This window comes from Enterobacter sp. 22452 (genome assembly GCF_052045065.1).
Classification (GTDB): Bacteria; Pseudomonadota; Gammaproteobacteria; order Enterobacterales; family Enterobacteriaceae; genus Enterobacter; species Enterobacter mori.
This window is the reverse complement of record NZ_JBQEOB010000003.1, coordinates 487,443-503,617: the sequence shown is the minus strand read 5'-3', so window position 1 is coordinate 503,617 and position 16,175 is coordinate 487,443. Positions and strand designations below refer to the sequence as shown.

General features: G+C 54.2%; 18 protein-coding genes. 7 read left to right on the top strand and 11 right to left on the bottom strand.

Annotated features, from left to right (window positions below):
• Window positions 1-123: 123 nt before the first annotated feature.
• The 5 genes from lptF to mtgA all read left to right on the top strand — a co-directional run bounded on the left by lptF (window position 124) and on the right by mtgA (window position 6,382).
• A complete protein-coding gene (lptF, locus tag ACTJJA_RS12315; RefSeq protein ID WP_089597752.1) occupies window positions 124-1,224 on the top strand; it encodes an LPS export ABC transporter permease LptF in 1,101 nt (366 codons plus the stop codon).
• On the top strand, window positions 1,224-2,306 hold the full coding sequence (lptG, locus tag ACTJJA_RS12310; protein WP_440668194.1) for an LPS export ABC transporter permease LptG: 1,083 nt from the start codon (window positions 1,224-1,226) through the stop codon (window positions 2,304-2,306). Before lptF ends, lptG begins: the two co-directional genes overlap by 1 nt.
• A 135-nt stretch (window positions 2,307-2,441) precedes the next feature.
• Complete coding sequence (gene arcB, locus ACTJJA_RS12305; protein ID WP_440668192.1) at window positions 2,442-4,775, top strand: aerobic respiration two-component sensor histidine kinase ArcB; 2,334 nt, start codon at window positions 2,442-2,444, stop codon at window positions 4,773-4,775.
• A gap of 231 nt (window positions 4,776-5,006) precedes the next feature.
• Window positions 5,007-5,660 carry an isoprenoid biosynthesis glyoxalase ElbB gene (gene elbB, locus ACTJJA_RS12300; RefSeq protein WP_440668190.1) on the top strand — a complete coding sequence of 218 codons (654 nt, stop codon included), beginning with the start codon at window positions 5,007-5,009 and terminating at the stop codon, window positions 5,658-5,660.
• Window positions 5,657-6,382, top strand: a complete 726-nt coding sequence (gene mtgA, locus ACTJJA_RS12295) for a monofunctional biosynthetic peptidoglycan transglycosylase (protein ID WP_126545330.1) — start codon at window positions 5,657-5,659, stop codon at window positions 6,380-6,382. Before elbB ends, mtgA begins: the two co-directional genes overlap by 4 nt.
• Before the next feature lie 39 nt (window positions 6,383-6,421).
• On the opposite strand, the gene npr is transcribed toward mtgA, so the two are convergent.
• The 11 genes from npr to ACTJJA_RS12240 all read right to left on the bottom strand — a co-directional run bounded on the left by npr (window position 6,422) and on the right by ACTJJA_RS12240 (window position 14,341).
• A complete protein-coding gene (npr, locus tag ACTJJA_RS12290; RefSeq protein WP_010436067.1) occupies window positions 6,422-6,694 on the bottom strand; it encodes a PTS phosphocarrier protein NPr in 273 nt (90 codons plus the stop codon).
• A complete protein-coding gene (gene rapZ, locus ACTJJA_RS12285; protein WP_010436066.1) occupies window positions 6,691-7,545 on the bottom strand; it encodes an RNase adapter RapZ in 855 nt (284 codons plus the stop codon). Before rapZ ends, npr begins: the two co-directional genes overlap by 4 nt.
• 45 nt (window positions 7,546-7,590) lie before the next feature.
• Window positions 7,591-8,082 (bottom strand): PTS IIA-like nitrogen regulatory protein PtsN, encoded by a 492-nt coding sequence (gene ptsN, locus ACTJJA_RS12280; RefSeq protein ID WP_010436064.1) that lies wholly within the window; start codon window positions 8,080-8,082, stop codon window positions 7,591-7,593.
• Between the two features lie 82 nt (window positions 8,083-8,164).
• A complete protein-coding gene (hpf, locus tag ACTJJA_RS12275) occupies window positions 8,165-8,452 on the bottom strand; it encodes a ribosome hibernation promoting factor (RefSeq protein ID WP_010436063.1) in 288 nt (95 codons plus the stop codon).
• Window positions 8,453-8,474: 22 nt separating this feature from the next.
• Window positions 8,475-9,908: an RNA polymerase factor sigma-54 gene (gene rpoN, locus ACTJJA_RS12270; RefSeq protein ID WP_440668186.1), complete on the bottom strand. Its 1,434-nt coding sequence runs from the start codon at window positions 9,906-9,908 to the stop codon at window positions 8,475-8,477.
• Window positions 9,909-9,955: 47 nt separating this feature from the next.
• Window positions 9,956-10,681, bottom strand: coding sequence for an LPS export ABC transporter ATP-binding protein (lptB, locus tag ACTJJA_RS12265; RefSeq protein WP_010436061.1), 726 nt, complete (start codon window positions 10,679-10,681; stop codon window positions 9,956-9,958).
• Window positions 10,682-10,687: 6 nt separating this feature from the next.
• On the bottom strand, window positions 10,688-11,242 hold the full coding sequence (gene lptA, locus ACTJJA_RS12260) for a lipopolysaccharide ABC transporter substrate-binding protein LptA (protein ID WP_440668184.1): 555 nt from the start codon (window positions 11,240-11,242) through the stop codon (window positions 10,688-10,690).
• A complete protein-coding gene (gene lptC / locus ACTJJA_RS12255; protein WP_440668182.1) occupies window positions 11,211-11,786 on the bottom strand; it encodes an LPS export ABC transporter periplasmic protein LptC in 576 nt (191 codons plus the stop codon). The genes lptA and lptC overlap by 32 nt, the downstream gene beginning before the upstream one ends.
• Window positions 11,783-12,349 carry a 3-deoxy-manno-octulosonate-8-phosphatase KdsC gene (kdsC, locus tag ACTJJA_RS12250; protein WP_440668273.1) on the bottom strand — a complete coding sequence of 189 codons (567 nt, stop codon included), beginning with the start codon at window positions 12,347-12,349 and terminating at the stop codon, window positions 11,783-11,785. The genes lptC and kdsC overlap by 4 nt, the downstream gene beginning before the upstream one ends.
• A 14-nt stretch (window positions 12,350-12,363) precedes the next feature.
• Complete coding sequence (kdsD, locus tag ACTJJA_RS12245; protein ID WP_010436053.1) at window positions 12,364-13,350, bottom strand: arabinose-5-phosphate isomerase KdsD; 987 nt, start codon at window positions 13,348-13,350, stop codon at window positions 12,364-12,366.
• A 13-nt stretch (window positions 13,351-13,363) separates the two neighbouring features.
• Entirely contained in the window at window positions 13,364-14,341 is a 978-nt protein-coding gene (locus ACTJJA_RS12240) for a calcium/sodium antiporter (RefSeq protein ID WP_440668180.1), read from the bottom strand.
• Between the two features lie 228 nt (window positions 14,342-14,569).
• Between ACTJJA_RS12240 and mlaF the strand changes: the two genes are divergently transcribed.
• Both mlaF and mlaE read left to right on the top strand, forming a co-directional pair.
• A complete protein-coding gene (gene mlaF / locus ACTJJA_RS12235) occupies window positions 14,570-15,382 on the top strand; it encodes a phospholipid ABC transporter ATP-binding protein MlaF (protein WP_010436047.1) in 813 nt (270 codons plus the stop codon).
• Window positions 15,383-15,389: 7 nt separating this feature from the next.
• A complete protein-coding gene (gene mlaE / locus ACTJJA_RS12230) occupies window positions 15,390-16,172 on the top strand; it encodes a lipid asymmetry maintenance ABC transporter permease subunit MlaE (RefSeq protein ID WP_010436044.1) in 783 nt (260 codons plus the stop codon).
• Window positions 16,173-16,175: the final 3 nt, after the last annotated feature.

Genomic DNA, 16,175 nt, shown 5'->3' with positions numbered 1-16,175 from the left:
CGCGAATCCGCCGGGTTTTTTAATCTTAGCGATGATTTCGACGACTCAAGAGAATAAATGACGTTTAAGCCATGAAACAAGCTAAATTCCTGCAAAAGACGAGTTTTAACGGGCGTATTTAAAGTGATAATCATAAGATATCTGGTGCGGGAGACGCTGAAGAGCCAACTGGCGATCCTCTTTATCCTTCTTCTGATCTTTTTCTGTCAGAAGCTGGTCAAGATCCTCGGCGCGGCGGTTGACGGTGAAATCCCAACAAATCTGGTGCTTTCTCTGCTCGGATTAGGCGTGCCTGAAATGGCGCAGCTCATTCTGCCGTTAAGCCTTTTCCTCGGTTTACTGATGACGCTCGGTAAGCTGTATACCGAAAGTGAAATCACGGTGATGCACGCCTGCGGCTTAAGCAAAGCCGTGTTGGTGAAAGCGGCTATGGTGCTGGCGTTGTTCACGGGGATCGTTGCTGCCGTAAACGTCATGTGGGCAGGCCCGGCGTCATCTCGTCATCAGGACGAAGTGCTGGCGGAAGCAAAAGCTAACCCGGGGTTGGCCGCGCTGGCCCAGGGCCAGTTCCAGCAGGCCACCGACGGTAACTCAGTTCTCTTTATCGAAAGCGTTGACGGCAGCCGCTTTAACGATGTGTTTCTTGCTCAGTTACGTACCAAAGGTAACGCCCGTCCTTCCGTGGTGGTCGCTGATTCTGGTCAACTGGCACAGCGTAAAGATGGTTCCCAGGTTGTGACGCTGAACAAAGGGACGCGCTTTGAAGGCACAGCGATGCTGCGCGATTTCCGTATCACCGATTTCCAGAACTACCAGGCGATTATTGGTCATCAGGCCGTCGCGCTCGATCCGACTGACACCGAACAGATGGATATGCGTACCCTGATCAACACCGATACCGATCGTGCGCGTGCTGAACTGCACTGGCGCATCACGCTGGTATTCACCGTGTTTATGATGGCATTGATGGTTGTTCCGCTGAGCGTGGTGAACCCGCGTCAGGGACGCGTGCTGTCGATGCTTCCGGCCATGCTGTTGTATCTGGTGTTCTTCCTGCTCCAGACGTCAATTAAGTCCAACGGTGGCAAAGGGAAAATTGACCCGGTTGTCTGGACCTGGGTAGTGAATGGTCTGTATCTGCTGCTGGCGGTGGGCCTCAACTTGTGGGATACGGTGCCAATGCGTCGAATCCGTGCCCGGTTTACGCGTAAAGGAGCCATCTAATGCAGGCATTTGGCGTTCTTGACCGCTATATCGGTAAAACGATTTTTACCACCATCATGATGACCCTGTTCATGCTGGTGTCGCTCTCCGGCATTATCAAGTTTGTCGACCAGCTGAAAAAAGCCGGGCAGGGGAGCTATGACGCGCTGGGCGCGGGGATGTATACCCTGCTCAGCGTGCCAAAAGACGTGCAAATCTTCTTCCCGATGGCGGCCTTGCTCGGCGCGCTGCTGGGGCTGGGGATGCTGGCGCAGCGTAGCGAACTGGTGGTGATGCAGGCTTCCGGCTTTACCCGTATGCAGGTTGCGCTGTCCGTCATGAAAACCGCGATCCCACTGGTGCTATTGACCATGGCGATTGGCGAGTGGGTGGCGCCGCAGGGCGAACAGATGGCGCGTAACTACCGCGCTCAGGCCATGTACGGCGGCTCACTGCTCTCAACGCAGCAAGGTCTGTGGGCGAAAGACGGTAATAGCTTCGTCTATATCGAGCGCGTGAAAGGTGATGACGAACTGGGCGGTGTGAGTATTTACACCTTTAACGATGAACGTCGTTTGAAGTCTGTGCGTCACGCCTCCTCTGCAAAATTTGATGCTGAACACAAACAGTGGCGTCTCTCACAGGTGGATGAGTCTGACCTGAACGATCCGAAACAGATCACCGGGACGCAGACGGTTTCCGGTACCTGGAAAACCAACCTGACGCCGGACAAGCTGGGCGTGGTTGCGCTGGACCCTGATGCGCTTTCTATCAGCGGCCTGCATAACTACGTGAAGTATCTGAAGTCGAGTGGACAAGACGCCGGGCGTTATCAGCTCAATATGTGGAGCAAAATTTTCCAGCCGATGTCTGTCGCGGTAATGATGCTGATGGCGCTGTCGTTTATCTTCGGTCCATTGCGTAGCGTGCCGATGGGCGTGCGCGTCGTGACCGGGATCAGCTTCGGCTTTGTGTTCTACGTCCTCGACCAGATCTTCGGTCCGTTGACGCTGGTTTACGGTATCCCGCCGATTATCGGCGCGCTGCTGCCAAGCGCCAGCTTCTTCCTGATCAGCCTCTGGCTGCTGCTCAGACGTTCCTGATTGTTCTCTCCTCGCTTCCGGTTTGCCGGAAGCGAGGCTAATCACCTGTTTCACCCCGCACTTTTTCTCACAACCTTCAACGCCTCGCCGCGAATTTGAGTATTATTGAGCGATAACGTCGTGAAGGGATCCCCTATGAAGCAAATTCGAATGCTGGCCCAGTATTACGTCGACCTGATGATGAAGCTCGGGCTGGTGCGTTTCTCCTTACTGCTGGCACTGGCGCTGGTCGTTCTGGCGATTGTCGTGCAAATGGCCGTGACCATGGTTCTGCATGGTCAGGTTGAAAGCATCGACGTGATCCGCTCTATTTTCTTCGGCCTGTTGATCACGCCGTGGGCGGTCTATTTCCTGTCGGTGGTCGTGGAGCAACTGGAGGAGTCCCGTCAGCGTTTATCAAAACTGGTGGATAAGCTGGAAGAGATGCGCGAGCGCGATCTCAAGCTTAACGTCCAGCTCAAGGATAATATTGCGCAGTTGAATCAGGAGATTTCGGACCGCGAGAAGGCTGAAGCTGAACGTCAGGCTACGCTGGAGCAACTGAAAATCGAGATGAAAGAGCGCGAAGTGACGCAGATCCAGCTCGAACAACAATCCTCTTTCCTGCGCTCCTTCCTGGATGCCTCGCCGGATCTGGTTTTCTATCGTAACGAAGATAAAGAATTCTCCGGCTGTAACCGCGCAATGGAGCTGCTGACCGGCAAAAGTGAAAAACAGCTGGTTAACCTCAAACCGCAGGATGTCTATTCTGAAGAAGCGGCTGCCAAAGTGATGGAGACGGATGAAAAAGTCTTCCGCCACAACGTGTCGCTCACCTATGAACAGTGGCTGGATTATCCCGACGGGCGTAAAGCCTGCTTTGAGATTCGCAAAGTGCCGTATTACGACCGCGTGGGGAAACGCCACGGTCTGATGGGCTTTGGCCGCGATATCACCGAGCGTAAGCGCTATCAGGATGCGCTGGAACGCGCCAGCCGCGACAAGACCACCTTTATCTCAACCATCAGCCACGAGCTGCGTACGCCGCTGAACGGCATCGTTGGGCTGAGCCGTATTCTTCTCGACACCGACCTGACCGGCGAGCAGGAAAAATACCTCAAAACGATCCATGTCTCGGCAGTCACGCTGGGCAATATCTTTAACGATATTATCGACATGGATAAAATGGAGCGCCGTAAGGTGCAGCTTGATAACCAGCCGGTGGATTTCACCGGTTTCCTGGCAGACCTGGAGAACCTCTCCGGCCTGCAGGCCCAGCAAAAAGGGCTGAGCTTTGTGATGGAGCCAACCCTGCCGCTGCCGCATAAAGTGGTGACGGACGGCACGCGCCTGCGCCAGATCCTGTGGAATTTGATCAGCAACGCCGTGAAGTTTACCCAGAAGGGGCGGGTTGCGGTGCGTATTCGCTATGACGAAGGGGACATGCTGCACTTCGAGGTTGAGGACTCGGGTATCGGCATTCCGCAGGAAGAGCAGGATAAGATCTTTGCCATGTACTACCAGGTAAAAGACAGTAACGGCGGTAAACCGGCGACCGGGACCGGTATTGGTCTGGCGGTGTCGAAACGTCTGGCGAAAAGCATGGGCGGTGATATCACTGTTGCCAGCCATCCGGGCAAAGGTTCAACCTTTACCCTGACCGTGCATGCGCCCGCGGTGGCTGAAGAGGTGGAAGATACCTTTGAGAACGACGATATGCCGCTGCCCGCTCTGCATGTTCTGCTGGTTGAGGACATCGAACTGAACGTGATTGTGGCGCGTTCCGTACTGGAAAAACTTGGTAACAGCGTGGATGTGGCGATGACCGGTAAAGCGGCGCTGGAGATGTTTACGCCTGGCGAGTATGACCTCGTCCTGCTGGATATCCAGCTCCCGGACATGACCGGGCTGGATATCTCCCGTGAGCTTACGCGCAAATATGCTGCCGATGAGCTGCCGCCGCTGGTGGCGCTGACGGCGAACGTACTGAAAGACAAAAAAGAGTACCTCGATGCCGGTATGGATGATGTGCTCAGCAAGCCGCTGGCGGTGCCTGCCCTGACCGCCATGATCAAGAAGTTCTGGGATACCCGTGATGAAAAGGAGAGCACCATGACGTCTGTTGATAGCGCGAAAGCACATACCCTACTCGATACCGCGATGCTGGAGCAGTATATCGATCTGGTGGGGCCAAAACTGATTACCGATGGTCTGGCGGTATTCGAAAAAATGATGCCGGGCTACTTGAGCGTGCTTGAGTCCAACCTGACGGCGCGCGATCGGAAAGGTATCGTTGAAGAGGGGCACAAAATCAAAGGTGCGGCCGGATCGGTGGGTTTACGCCATCTGCAGCAGCTGGGTCAACAGATTCAATCGCCTGATTTACCTGCGTGGGAAGATAATGTTGGTGAATGGGTTGAAGAGATGAAACAAGAGTGGCAAAACGATGTGGCGGTACTGAAAGCCTGGGTGGATGCCAGAAAAAAATGACCCCGGCTTAACCGGGGTGCGCGAATACTGCGCCAACACCAGGGAAATCGTGGCTGCGCCTGATTTTTCGTGTTGTTTTCGCTTGGACGCCGCCTGAATATTGAGGCCGCACGCAGATAAGATAGCAAATCTTAAATGGTTTGTTACATGAATCAGTGAAATGTGTGAAGCATAGCGATTTAATCAGAATTTTTAATGTGCTTCAGCAGGTTGCAAAGAAGGAACGTCATAATGAAAAAGATTGGTGTCGTGCTGAGCGGTTGTGGTGTTTACGACGGTTCAGAGATACATGAAGCCGTATTAACGCTGCTGGCATTATCTCGTCAGGGCGTTGAAGCGATCTGCTTCGCGCCGGATAAAAGCCAGGCGGATGTGATCAACCATCTTACCGGCGAGCCGATGGCGGAAACGCGTAACGTCCTGATTGAAGCCGCGCGTATCGCCCGGGGCGCGGTCCAACCCCTGGCGCAGGCTGATGCCTCAACGCTGGATGCGTTGATCGTGCCGGGTGGCTTTGGCGCAGCTAAAAATCTCAGCACTTTTGCTTCGGAAGGGGCGGAGTGCCATGTCGATCCCGATTTAAAACGGCTTGCCCAGGCGCTGCATGCAGCAGGCAAGCCGCTGGGTTTCATCTGTATTGCCCCAGCCATGCTGCCCCGGATCTTTGACTTCCCGCTGCGCCTGACCATCGGGACCGATATTGATACCGCAGAGATCGTCGAAGATATGGGCGGCGAGCATGTTCCTTGTCCGGTGGATGATATTGTGGTCGATGAAGACAACAAGATCGTCACCACGCCCGCCTATATGCTGGCGCAATCCATCGCTGAAGCAGCCACGGGCATTGATAAGCTGGTGGACAGAGTGCTGGTTCTCTCGCAATGAGCCGTAAATTTGCTGCGGGTACGTGGATAAAACGTACCCTGTTACGCGTTGTGCTTGTACTGGCCGTCTTCTGGGGCGGCGGGATCGCCTTATTCAGCGTTCTGCCGGTACCCTTTTCCGCCGTGATGGTTGAGCGCCAGCTCAGCGCGTGGTTGACCGGTGATTTCGGCTATGTCGCCCATTCGGACTGGGTAAGCATGGATGAGATATCACCGTTCATGGGGCTGGCCGTGATTGCGGCAGAAGATCAGAAATTCCCGGAGCACTGGGGTTTTGACATGGCGGCCATCGAGAAGGCGCTCGCCCACAACGAGCGTCACGAAAATCGCGTGCGCGGTGCGTCGACGTTGTCGCAGCAGACGGCCAAAAACCTGTTTTTATGGGATGGTCGAAGCTGGGTGCGAAAAGGGCTGGAAGCGGGGTTAACCCTGGGGATGGAAACGGTCTGGAGCAAAAAGCGCATTCTGACCGTCTATCTCAACGTCGCTGAGTTTGGCGACGGCATATTCGGTGTGGAAGCTGCCGCGCAGCGTTATTTCAATAAGCCAGCCAGCCGTCTGAGTATGTCAGAAGCGGCGCTATTGGCCGCTGTTTTACCGAATCCCATCCGTTTTAAAGCCAGTGCGCCGTCAGGGTACGTGCGAAGCCGTCAGGCGTGGATCATGCGCCAGATGCGTCAGCTAGGTGGGGAAGGGTTTATGCAGCGAAATAACCTTATGTAGGGCGGGTAAGCGCAGCGCCACCCGCCTGACTGGCAGACCTTAGTCTTCGTCGAACCCTGCGTTGAACAGCGCAATCACCGCCGCCAGCGCTTCCTCTTCCTGGGGGCCGGTGGCCTCGACTTCAATCTGGCGACCTTTCGCTGAGTCCAGCATCAGCAGCGCAATGACGCTATTCGCTTCAGCTTCAGTGCCTTCGTCATTGCGCAGCAAAACGTCTGCATCAAAACCTTGCATCAGTTCAAACAATTTCATTGCCGGGCGTGCATGCATGCCCAGCTTGTTGGTGATCTCAACGGTTTGTTTTACGGTCATGTTTTACGTTTTTCCAGCGTGCGATGACGGGACTGAACGTTCTTTCCGCGTGAGCGGAAGTAGTCGGCCAGCTGTTCGGCGATATAAACCGAACGATGTTTACCGCCGGTACAGCCAATCGCTACCGTCAGATAGCTACGATTGTTTGTCTCCAGCATAGGTAACCATAGCTCAAGGTAGCTTCGCGTCTGGTAAATAAAATTGTGAACTTCTGTGTGTCTGTCGAGGAAGGCCGCCACGGGCTTATCCAGACCGGTCATTGGACGCAGTTTGGGATCCCAGTGCGGGTTCGGCAGGAAGCGCACGTCGAAAACATAATCCGCATCGATAGGAATACCGTGCTTAAAGCCGAAGGATTCAAACACCATCGTCAATTCACGCTCGCGTTTACCCAGCAGACGGGTTCGCAGCATTTCCGCCAGTTCGTGTACGGACATTTCGGAGGTGTCAACAATCAGGTCGGCCCGGGAGCGCAGCGGTTCCAGCAGATCGCTCTCTTCGTCGATGGCACTTTCCAGCGAAAGGTTTTTACTGGAAAGCGGGTGCAAACGACGGGTATCGCTGTAGCGACGGATCAGGGTGTTACGATCGGCATCAAGGAACAACAGCTGAGGCGAGAAGCACTCTGGCAGATTGCTCATGGCCTGTTCAAAGACCTCTGGTGATTCTGGCATGTTACGGACATCGATGCTGACGGCGGCAGAAATTTGTCTGTCCGCTAGCGTCCGCGCCAGATCGGGCAACAGCACCACCGGCAGGTTATCTACGCAGTAAAAACCCATATCTTCCAGCGCGCGCAGGGCGACGGATTTCCCCGACCCCGAGCGACCGCTGACGATCATCAGCACCATGTTCCGTTTCTCCTCAGGACAACAGATGTGAATGCCATCTCCCGGTTACGCATCATCCTGATTGCCTTCTGCTTCAGTGATAATCTGGAAGAGCTCTTCATCACTTTGCGCTGAACGCAGTCGACGGCAAATGGTTTTATCGGCCAGGCGTTTAGCGACCAGCGACAACGTATGCAGATGGGTCTTTGTCTGGTCTGCTGGCACCAGCAGCGCGAAGAGGAGATCGACGGGCTGGTTATCAATGGCATCAAAGGCGATGGGTGTTTCAAGCTGCACAAACACGCCGACGGCACGCAAGGTGTCTTCTTCGAGTTTTCCATGCGGGATCGCGATGCCGTTGCCGATGCCGGTACTGCCCATTTTTTCACGGGTCAGGATAGCTTCGAACACCACCTGTGGCGGCAGGCCCAGCTGTTTTGCGGCCAGTTCACTGATGATCTCCAGCGCACGTTTTTTGCTCTGGCAGTGAACGCCACTGCGGGTACATTCCTGGTTAAGGACATTGCTCAGTTGAAGAGCCGAATCGTTGTTCATCATAATTTCACCTAAGCGCTAACTGTACAAATGGCCTGTTGTGTCGCACAACAGGCCGTCCTGCACCCGTTAACTGCCCGGACAATTAGTGTTGTTTCAGTTTATCTTTATGTTTATTGAGCTGTCGCGCAAGCTTATCAATCAAGCCGTCGATAGCCGCATACATGTCTTGCCCTTCCGCACTGGCATGGAGTTCACCCCCGTTAACATGCAGGGTTGCATCCGAGATATGAGTCACTTTCTCCACTTTCAACACAATATAGACCTGATTGATCCTTTCGAAATACTGTTCAAGCTTCGCGAACTTCGTGTTCAGAAACTCGCGTAAAGCCTCAGTAATCTCGACGTTGTGTCCTGTGATGTTGAGCTGCATAGTGTCTTCCTTATCGGTTGTGTCAAACCAGTTGTTTACGCTGGTTAGACGGCGGAATGGATAAAGACTCTCGATACTTCGCAACAGTACGACGTGCCACCATAATACCCTGGTCGGACAGCATGGTGGTTAACTTACTGTCACTCAGTGGCTTCGCGGGGTTCTCCGCGGCGATCAACTTCTTCACCAGTGCGCGAATGGCCGTTGACGAGGCTTCGCCGCCGCCTTCGGTATTCACATGACTTGAGAAGAAATACTTAAGCTCAAAAATACCGCGTGGACTGTGCAGATACTTCTGCGTGGTCACGCGAGAAATGGTTGATTCATGCATCTCGACGGCCTGGGCGATGTCCGCCAGTACCATCGGTTTCATAAACTCTTCGCCCTGCTCAAAAAAGGCCTGCTGTTGTTCAACAATACAGCGGCTAACGCGCAGCAGCGTGTCATTTCGACTCTCCAGACTTTTTATCAGCCAGCGTGCTTCCTGCAAATTGCTACGAATATATTGATTATCGGAGTCATTGCGCGCGCTGGTGCACATGGAGGCGTACTGCTGGTTGATTTGTAGGCGAGGAATGCTGTCTGAGTTCAGCTCGACCACCCAGCGACCGTTGTGTTTTCTGACTAACACATCCGGAATGACATATTCCGGTTCGCTGGTCTGGATCGACTGGCCGGGGCGCGGATCGAGAGACTGGATCAGATTCACCGCCTCTTTCAGCACCTCTTCTTTCAGACGCGTGACGCGCATCAGGGTGCGGAAATCGTGATTCGCCAGCAGATCAAGATGATCGCTGATGATTAAGCGGGCTTCTTCAATCCACGGCGTCTCTTTGGTGAACTGCGACAGTTGGATCAGCAGGCAATCCCGGAGATCTTTCGCGGCCACACCGACCGGGTCGAAACGCTGAATGCGCTTCAGAACCGCTTCGATCTCTTCGAGTTCGATCTCGTCGTCGCCGATACTTTCCAGGATGTCGTCCAGGGTTACGGTTAAATAACCCGTATCGTCAACGGCATCGACAATCGAGGTCGCAATGGCGCGGTCGGTATCAGAGAAGGGGGTCAATTCCACCTGCCACATCAGGTAATCCTGTAGTGACTGGGTGGTTTCACCCTGATAAACCGGTAGCTCGTCGTCCTGGTAGTCTGCACGCGTGCCGGAAGGGGTTCCGGCGGTGTAGATTTCATCCCAGCTGGCATCCAGCGGCAGCTCGTCCGGCATCTCTTTTTGTTCGAGCGCATCAGCGGTGTCGAGCGTTTCAGTGTCCTGCGTTTGCTGGGTTTCTACCTCGTCATGAAGATCGGTTTGCTCCAGCAACGGATTACTGTCCAGCGCCTGCTGGAGCTCCTGCTGGAGTTCTAACGTGGACAGCTGCAACAGACGAATCGCCTGCTGTAGCTGCGGCGTCATCGCCAGTTGTTGGCTGAGCCTTAATTGCAAACCTTGCTTCATGTTCAGAGCATTTTTCTCCGGTTCGGCGTTACGTTACCTCTACCCTATCAGAGTCTGAAGTCTTCCCCAAGGTACACGCGCTTAACATGCTCATCTTCGAGGATTTGCTGCGGTGTACCGTGGGCAATCAGATGGCCCTGGCTCACAATGTAGGCGCGTTCACAGACGGCCAGCGTTTCACGGACGTTGTGGTCGGTGATCAGCACGCCAAGCCCGCTGTCGCGCAGGTGTTCGATAATGCGTTTGATATCAATAACGGAGATTGGGTCAACGCCCGCGAAGGGTTCATCCAGCAGGATGAATTTCGGGTTGGCGGCCAGCGCACGTGCAATCTCGACACGACGACGCTCACCCCCGGACAACGCCTGACCAAGACTGTCGCGAAGATGTTCGATATGAAACTCTTCCATCAGCTCGTTGGCGCGGTCGGTGCGCTGCTCGCTGGTCAGGTCGTCACGGATCTGCAGCACGGCCATCAGGTTGTCGTAGACGCTCAAACGACGAAAGATTGAGGCTTCCTGCGGCAGGTAGCCGATACCACGGCGCGCGCGCGCGTGCAGCGGCAGCAGGCTAATGTCTTCGTCATCAATGATGATGTTGCCAGCATCACGCGGCACAATGCCCACCACCATGTAGAAGGTGGTGGTTTTCCCTGCACCGTTAGGGCCAAGCAAACCCACAATTTCGCCGGAGTTGACGGTCAGGCTGACATCTTCGACGACACGGCGGCCCTTATACGCTTTCGCGAGGTTTTTTGCAGTTAATGTTGCCATAACGAATTAGTTACTCTTCTTTTGTGCCGGAGCCTGGGCTTTGCCTTTATCCTGCAGCTGCGATGGAACCAGCACGGTGGTGACGCGTTTGCCTTTCTCGCTGGAGGCCTGCATTTTCTGCTCTTTGACCAGATAGGTGATCTTGTCGCCGGTAATATTGCTGTCCAGCTGTTCCAGATAGGCGTTACCGGTCAGGATGACCAGATCCTTCGCCAGCTCATAATGCATATGCGACGCGCGGCCTTTCACCGGTTTGCCGTTGTCCTGCATCTGGTAGAACGTGGCCGGATTACCATAGCCATCAATAATCTCTTTGCCCTGCTCGCCGCCCGGACGGGTAACGACCACTTTATCGGCGTTAATTTTGATGGTGCCCTGGGTCATCACGACGTTACCGGTGAAGGTGACGACGTTACCTTGCATATCAAGGGACTGAGTGTCGGATTCGATATGAATCGGCTGTTCGGTATCGCCAGTCACAGCAATCGCGGGAAGACTGGCCGCCAGCAGTGCGCTGGCGATAATGGCTTTAAGGCTGAGTTTGTTTGTTTTGAATTTCATAGGAGGTTCTAACCTTTTCAATCAGCTCGGCGTTTTTGCTGCGTAAGTTCCCGCGCATTCTTAAACCGCTGGAATTAAATGTTGTGCCATACAGTGTGACCAAATCTTGCGAAGTCACGTCCTGGGTCACCAGGTTGATCTGGGCGTTATCCGTCGTAATTTTGCGCAGTTGTGAGTCAGCGGTCAGGGCGTTGACTTCAACGTGGCCGTACAGATAAAGCATACGGTCATTTGTCAGTTTTGCCCGGTCTGACTTAATTGACCATGTCGGGGTTTTGTCAGTATCAAAAGTGGTCATCACCGGTTGGGTAAACCACGAGATACCGTCATCGGAAAAATATTCCACATGCTGGGCAATCAGGCGATAGTTCAGCGCACCTTCAGGGCTATACACCACAGTATCACTGTGATCGCTTTTATAGGTTGGATCGCTCGTATTAACCACTTCTGTTTGTTCATCGTCACGGTCGGCAAGGTTCACGCCAATCAGTACCAATGCGACAAGCGAAAGCAGAATGATAACCCAACGTCTGGTTTTACTCATATCGATTGCCCTTTGGCCTCATCAAGCTTGCCCTGCGCGAGCAGAAGCAGATCGCAGACTTCACGGACCGCCCCACGTCCACCGTTGATCCGGGTGACGTAATCCGCGCGTGGGAGAAGCAGCGGATGCGCGTCAGCAACCGCTACGCTCAAACCCACTTCCGCCATTACCGGCCAGTCGATCAAATCATCGCCAACATAGGCCACGTTCTCAGGTGCGATTGCCAGCCTCGCCAGCAAATCGTTAAAGGCGACCATTTTGTCGGACTGCCCCTGATACAAATGGGTAATGCCCAGCGTTTCGCAGCGGTCTTCTAAAAGTTTAGCTTTCCGTCCGGTGATAATAGCAACTTCAATGCCGGACGTGAGCGCGCAACGAATGCCGTACCCGTCGCGAACGTTAAATGCTTTCAGCTCTTCGCCGCTATTGCCCATATAAATCAGGCCATCGGAGAGCACGCCATCCACATCAAGGATCAACAGACGGATGTTTTCCGCCTTTGCCATCATGTGCGCGCTTACCGGACCATAACAGGTTGCAAGGGATGCACCCGCATTACTCATTGTCTTATCCTTCATTACACTACGCCTGCGCGCAGAAGATCATGCATATGTACCACACCCAGCAACTGGTCGCCATCGGCAACCATCACTGCGGTAATATGACGGGACTGCATCAGGTTCAGGACATCTACCGCAAGGATGCCCGGACGCACGCGAATTCCGCCTGGCGTCATGACGTCTGCGATACCCAATGTGCGAACGTCCACGCCCATATCGAACACCCGGCGTAAGTCGCCGTCGGTGAATATTCCCTGAATTTTCATCAGATCGTCGCACACCACCGTCATACCCAGATTTTTACGGGTAATTTCCAGTAACGCGTCGCGCAGGGAAGCCTCTTTGCTGACGTGAGGGATCTCATCGCCCGTGTGCATAATATCGTTGACCCTGAGCAGCAGCTTACGGCCCAGCGCACCGCCTGGGTGAGAAAGCGCAAAATCTTCAGGGGTAAAACCACGGGCTTCAAGCAGCGCAACGGCAAGGGCATCGCCCATCACCAGTGCTGCCGTCGTGCTGGACGTTGGCGCAAGGCCAAGCGGGCAGGCTTCTTTGGGCACCTTTACGCACAGATGAATATCCGCCGCACGCGCCATGCTGCTTTCCGGGCGGCTGGTCATACAGATAAGCGGGACCTGCAGTCTCTTCAGTACCGGGATCAGGGCCAGGATCTCATTGGATTCACCGGAATTCGACAGTGCGATAACCACGTCCTGCGGGGTGACCATCCCGAGGTCGCCGTGCGCAGCTTCCCCTGGGTGCACGAAGAACGATGACGTTCCCGTGCTGGCAAAAGTCGCCGCCATTTTACGTCCAATGTGGCCGGACTTGCCCATGCCCATCACCACGACTTTACCGGCACAGTAGAGTATCTTCTCACATGCCAGACTAAAATCCTGATTAATGTACTGATCTAACTGCGCCAGACCTTCACGTTCAATCTCCAGAACCTCTTTTCCTGCTTTCTGAAAGTCAAAACCCGGCTGCAATTCTATTTGCGACATAATGCGTTTCCGTTTACCCAGAGAGAAGCGGCGAGAGCCAGTACAGCATCGCCATCCATACGATAAATCCACCCGTCAGCAGTGCGCCTGCGCCTTTGCCAATTTGTCGTTGCCGCCGCCAGCAGAGCAGGGCAAAAATGACGCTGACAAGCAACATCACTCCGTAATCGCGCGTGAACGCCATCGGGTTAAACGGCCCCGGTGCGATCAGGGCTGGCAGGCCCGTCACGATCGCGATATTGAAAATATTCGAGCCGATGATATTACCAATGGCGATATCATCTTCACCTTTGCGCGCGCCCGCGATGGCGGTGGCCAGCTCAGGCAGACTGGTACCGATAGCAATCACCGTCAGGCCGATTGTCAGTTCGCTCATGGCGAAATAGTTTGCCAGCACCGTCGCGTTATCGACGACCATGCGCGTTGCCATCGGCATAATGATTAGCGCGACGCCCAGCCACAATAACGCCACAGGCAGCGTACCTTCACGCGGGAGTTCGGCAACCTGTTCTCGGGTCAGGCTGTCGTGCCCCTGTTTTTCTGCCTGACGGGCGATTTTAACACTATACAGCAGCCATATCCCGGCGAGGGCGAGCAAGAAAATGCCATCATCGTAGCTCAGCACCCCGTCATACAGCACATAGCCCGCCAGCAAACTTACGATTAACATTAGCGGCAATTCACGGCGCAGAACATCGGAATGCACGCGAAATGGGTGCAGCAATGCGGCTAAACCTAAAATCAGTAGGATATTGACGATGTTGGAGCCAATCGCGGTGCCAATAGCAAGGTCTGTCTGGTCATGCAGCGATGCCGTGACAGAGACGATGATTTCAGGGAGTGAGGTGCCGACGCTAACAACCGTCATTCCGATGACGAGAGGGGGAACGCCAATCAGTCGGCACAAAATTGATGCGGCAAACACTAAACGGTCAGCACTGTAGACCACCAAAAGTAAACCAATTATTAACAGTGCTGTTGCTAAAAGCATCAAAAGTCCTTTCTTCAGGTATACTTGCCGGTCCACCGCGCAGGAATTGTTGGCGCTGCATACAGCCTGAGTCGTAACGAATTCCTAATTTTGACTTTATGCGCCGGAAAAGTAAAACAAATGCCAGCTTTCGCTAACCTCTACAGGCAATATTCTGTAAAAATGTGGCGTTTAGGGCTGATTTAAGCCTCATGCTTAGCGTGAGGCAGGGTAAGAAAGGAACCATAAATGAGCCAAACGATGGCGAATTTAGTCGATGTCCGTGGTGTCAGTTTCTCTCGCGGCAACCGATTGATATTTGATGATATTTCGCTGACTGTGCCGCATGGCAAAATCACCGCCATTATGGGCCCGTCAGGGATCGGTAAAACGACGTTGCTGCGTCTTATTGGGGGGCAAATTCCCCCGGACGGCGGCGAAATCCTCTTCGACGGCGAGAACGTCCCGGAGATGTCGCGCTCGCGTCTGTATACCGTCCGCAAACGCATGAGCATGCTCTTTCAGTCGGGGGCTTTGTTCACAGATATGAACGTCTTTGACAATGTGGCGTACCCGCTGCGTGAACATACCCATCTGCCGCCCGAACTGCTGAAAAGCACCGTCATGATGAAGCTTGAAGCCGTTGGTCTGCGTGGCGCAGCAAAATTGATGCCGTCTGAACTCTCTGGCGGTATGGCGCGCCGTGCCGCGCTGGCGCGTGCCATTGCGCTTGAGCCCGATTTAATCATGTTTGACGAACCGTTTGTGGGACAAGACCCTATCACCATGGGCGTGCTGGTGAAGCTAATTTCTGAATTAAACAGCGCGCTGGGCGTCACCTGCATTGTGGTATCTCACGATGTGCCGGAAGTGTTGAGCATTGCCGATTACGCCTACATCGTGGCGGACAAAAAGATCGTCGCACACGGTAGCGCCCAGGCGCTGCAGGAAAATTGCGATCCGCGGGTGCGGCAGTTCCTCGACGGTATTGCCGATGGCCCTGTGCCATTCCGCTACCCGGCTGGCGACTATCGTGACGATTTACTGGGAATAGGGAGTTAAGCCACTCATGCTGTTAAATGCGTTGGCTGCGCTCGGACACCGTGGCATAAAAACCATCAGGACGTTCGGGCGTGCCGGATTGATGTTATTCAACGCGCTGGTCGGCAAACCGGAATTCCGCAAGCACGCGCCTTTGCTGGTGCGGCAACTTTATAATGTCGGCGTGTTGTCGATGCTGATCATCATCGTGTCCGGTCTGTTTATTGGTATGGTGCTTGGGCTGCAAGGCTACCTGGTGCTGACAACCTACAGTGCGGAAACCAGCCTCGGAATGCTGGTGGCGCTCTCGCTGCTGCGTGAGCTGGGGCCGGTTGTTGCTGCGCTGCTGTTCGCCGGACGTGCGGGCTCTGCCTTAACGGCAGAAATCGGATTGATGCGCGCCACCGAGCAACTTTCCAGTATGGAAATGATGGCGGTCGATCCGCTGCGTCGCGTCATCTCACCGCGTTTTTGGGCGGGTGTGATTTCGTTACCGCTGCTGACTATCCTCTTTGTGGCGGTCGGTATCTGGGGTGGGTCGTTAGTCGGCGTGCACTGGAAAGGTATTGATGCCGGTTTCTTCTGGTCCGCGATGCAGGACGCCATCGACCTGCGGATGGATCTTGTGAACTGTCTAATCAAGAGCGTGGTCTTTGCCATTACGGTCACCTGGATTGCGTTATTCAACGGTTATGATGCTATTCCAACCTCGGCAGGCATCAGCCGTGCAACGACACGTACCGTCGTTCATTCGTCGCTGGCCGTACTGGGTCTGGATTTTGTGCTCACCGCACTGATGTTTGGGAATTGAGTT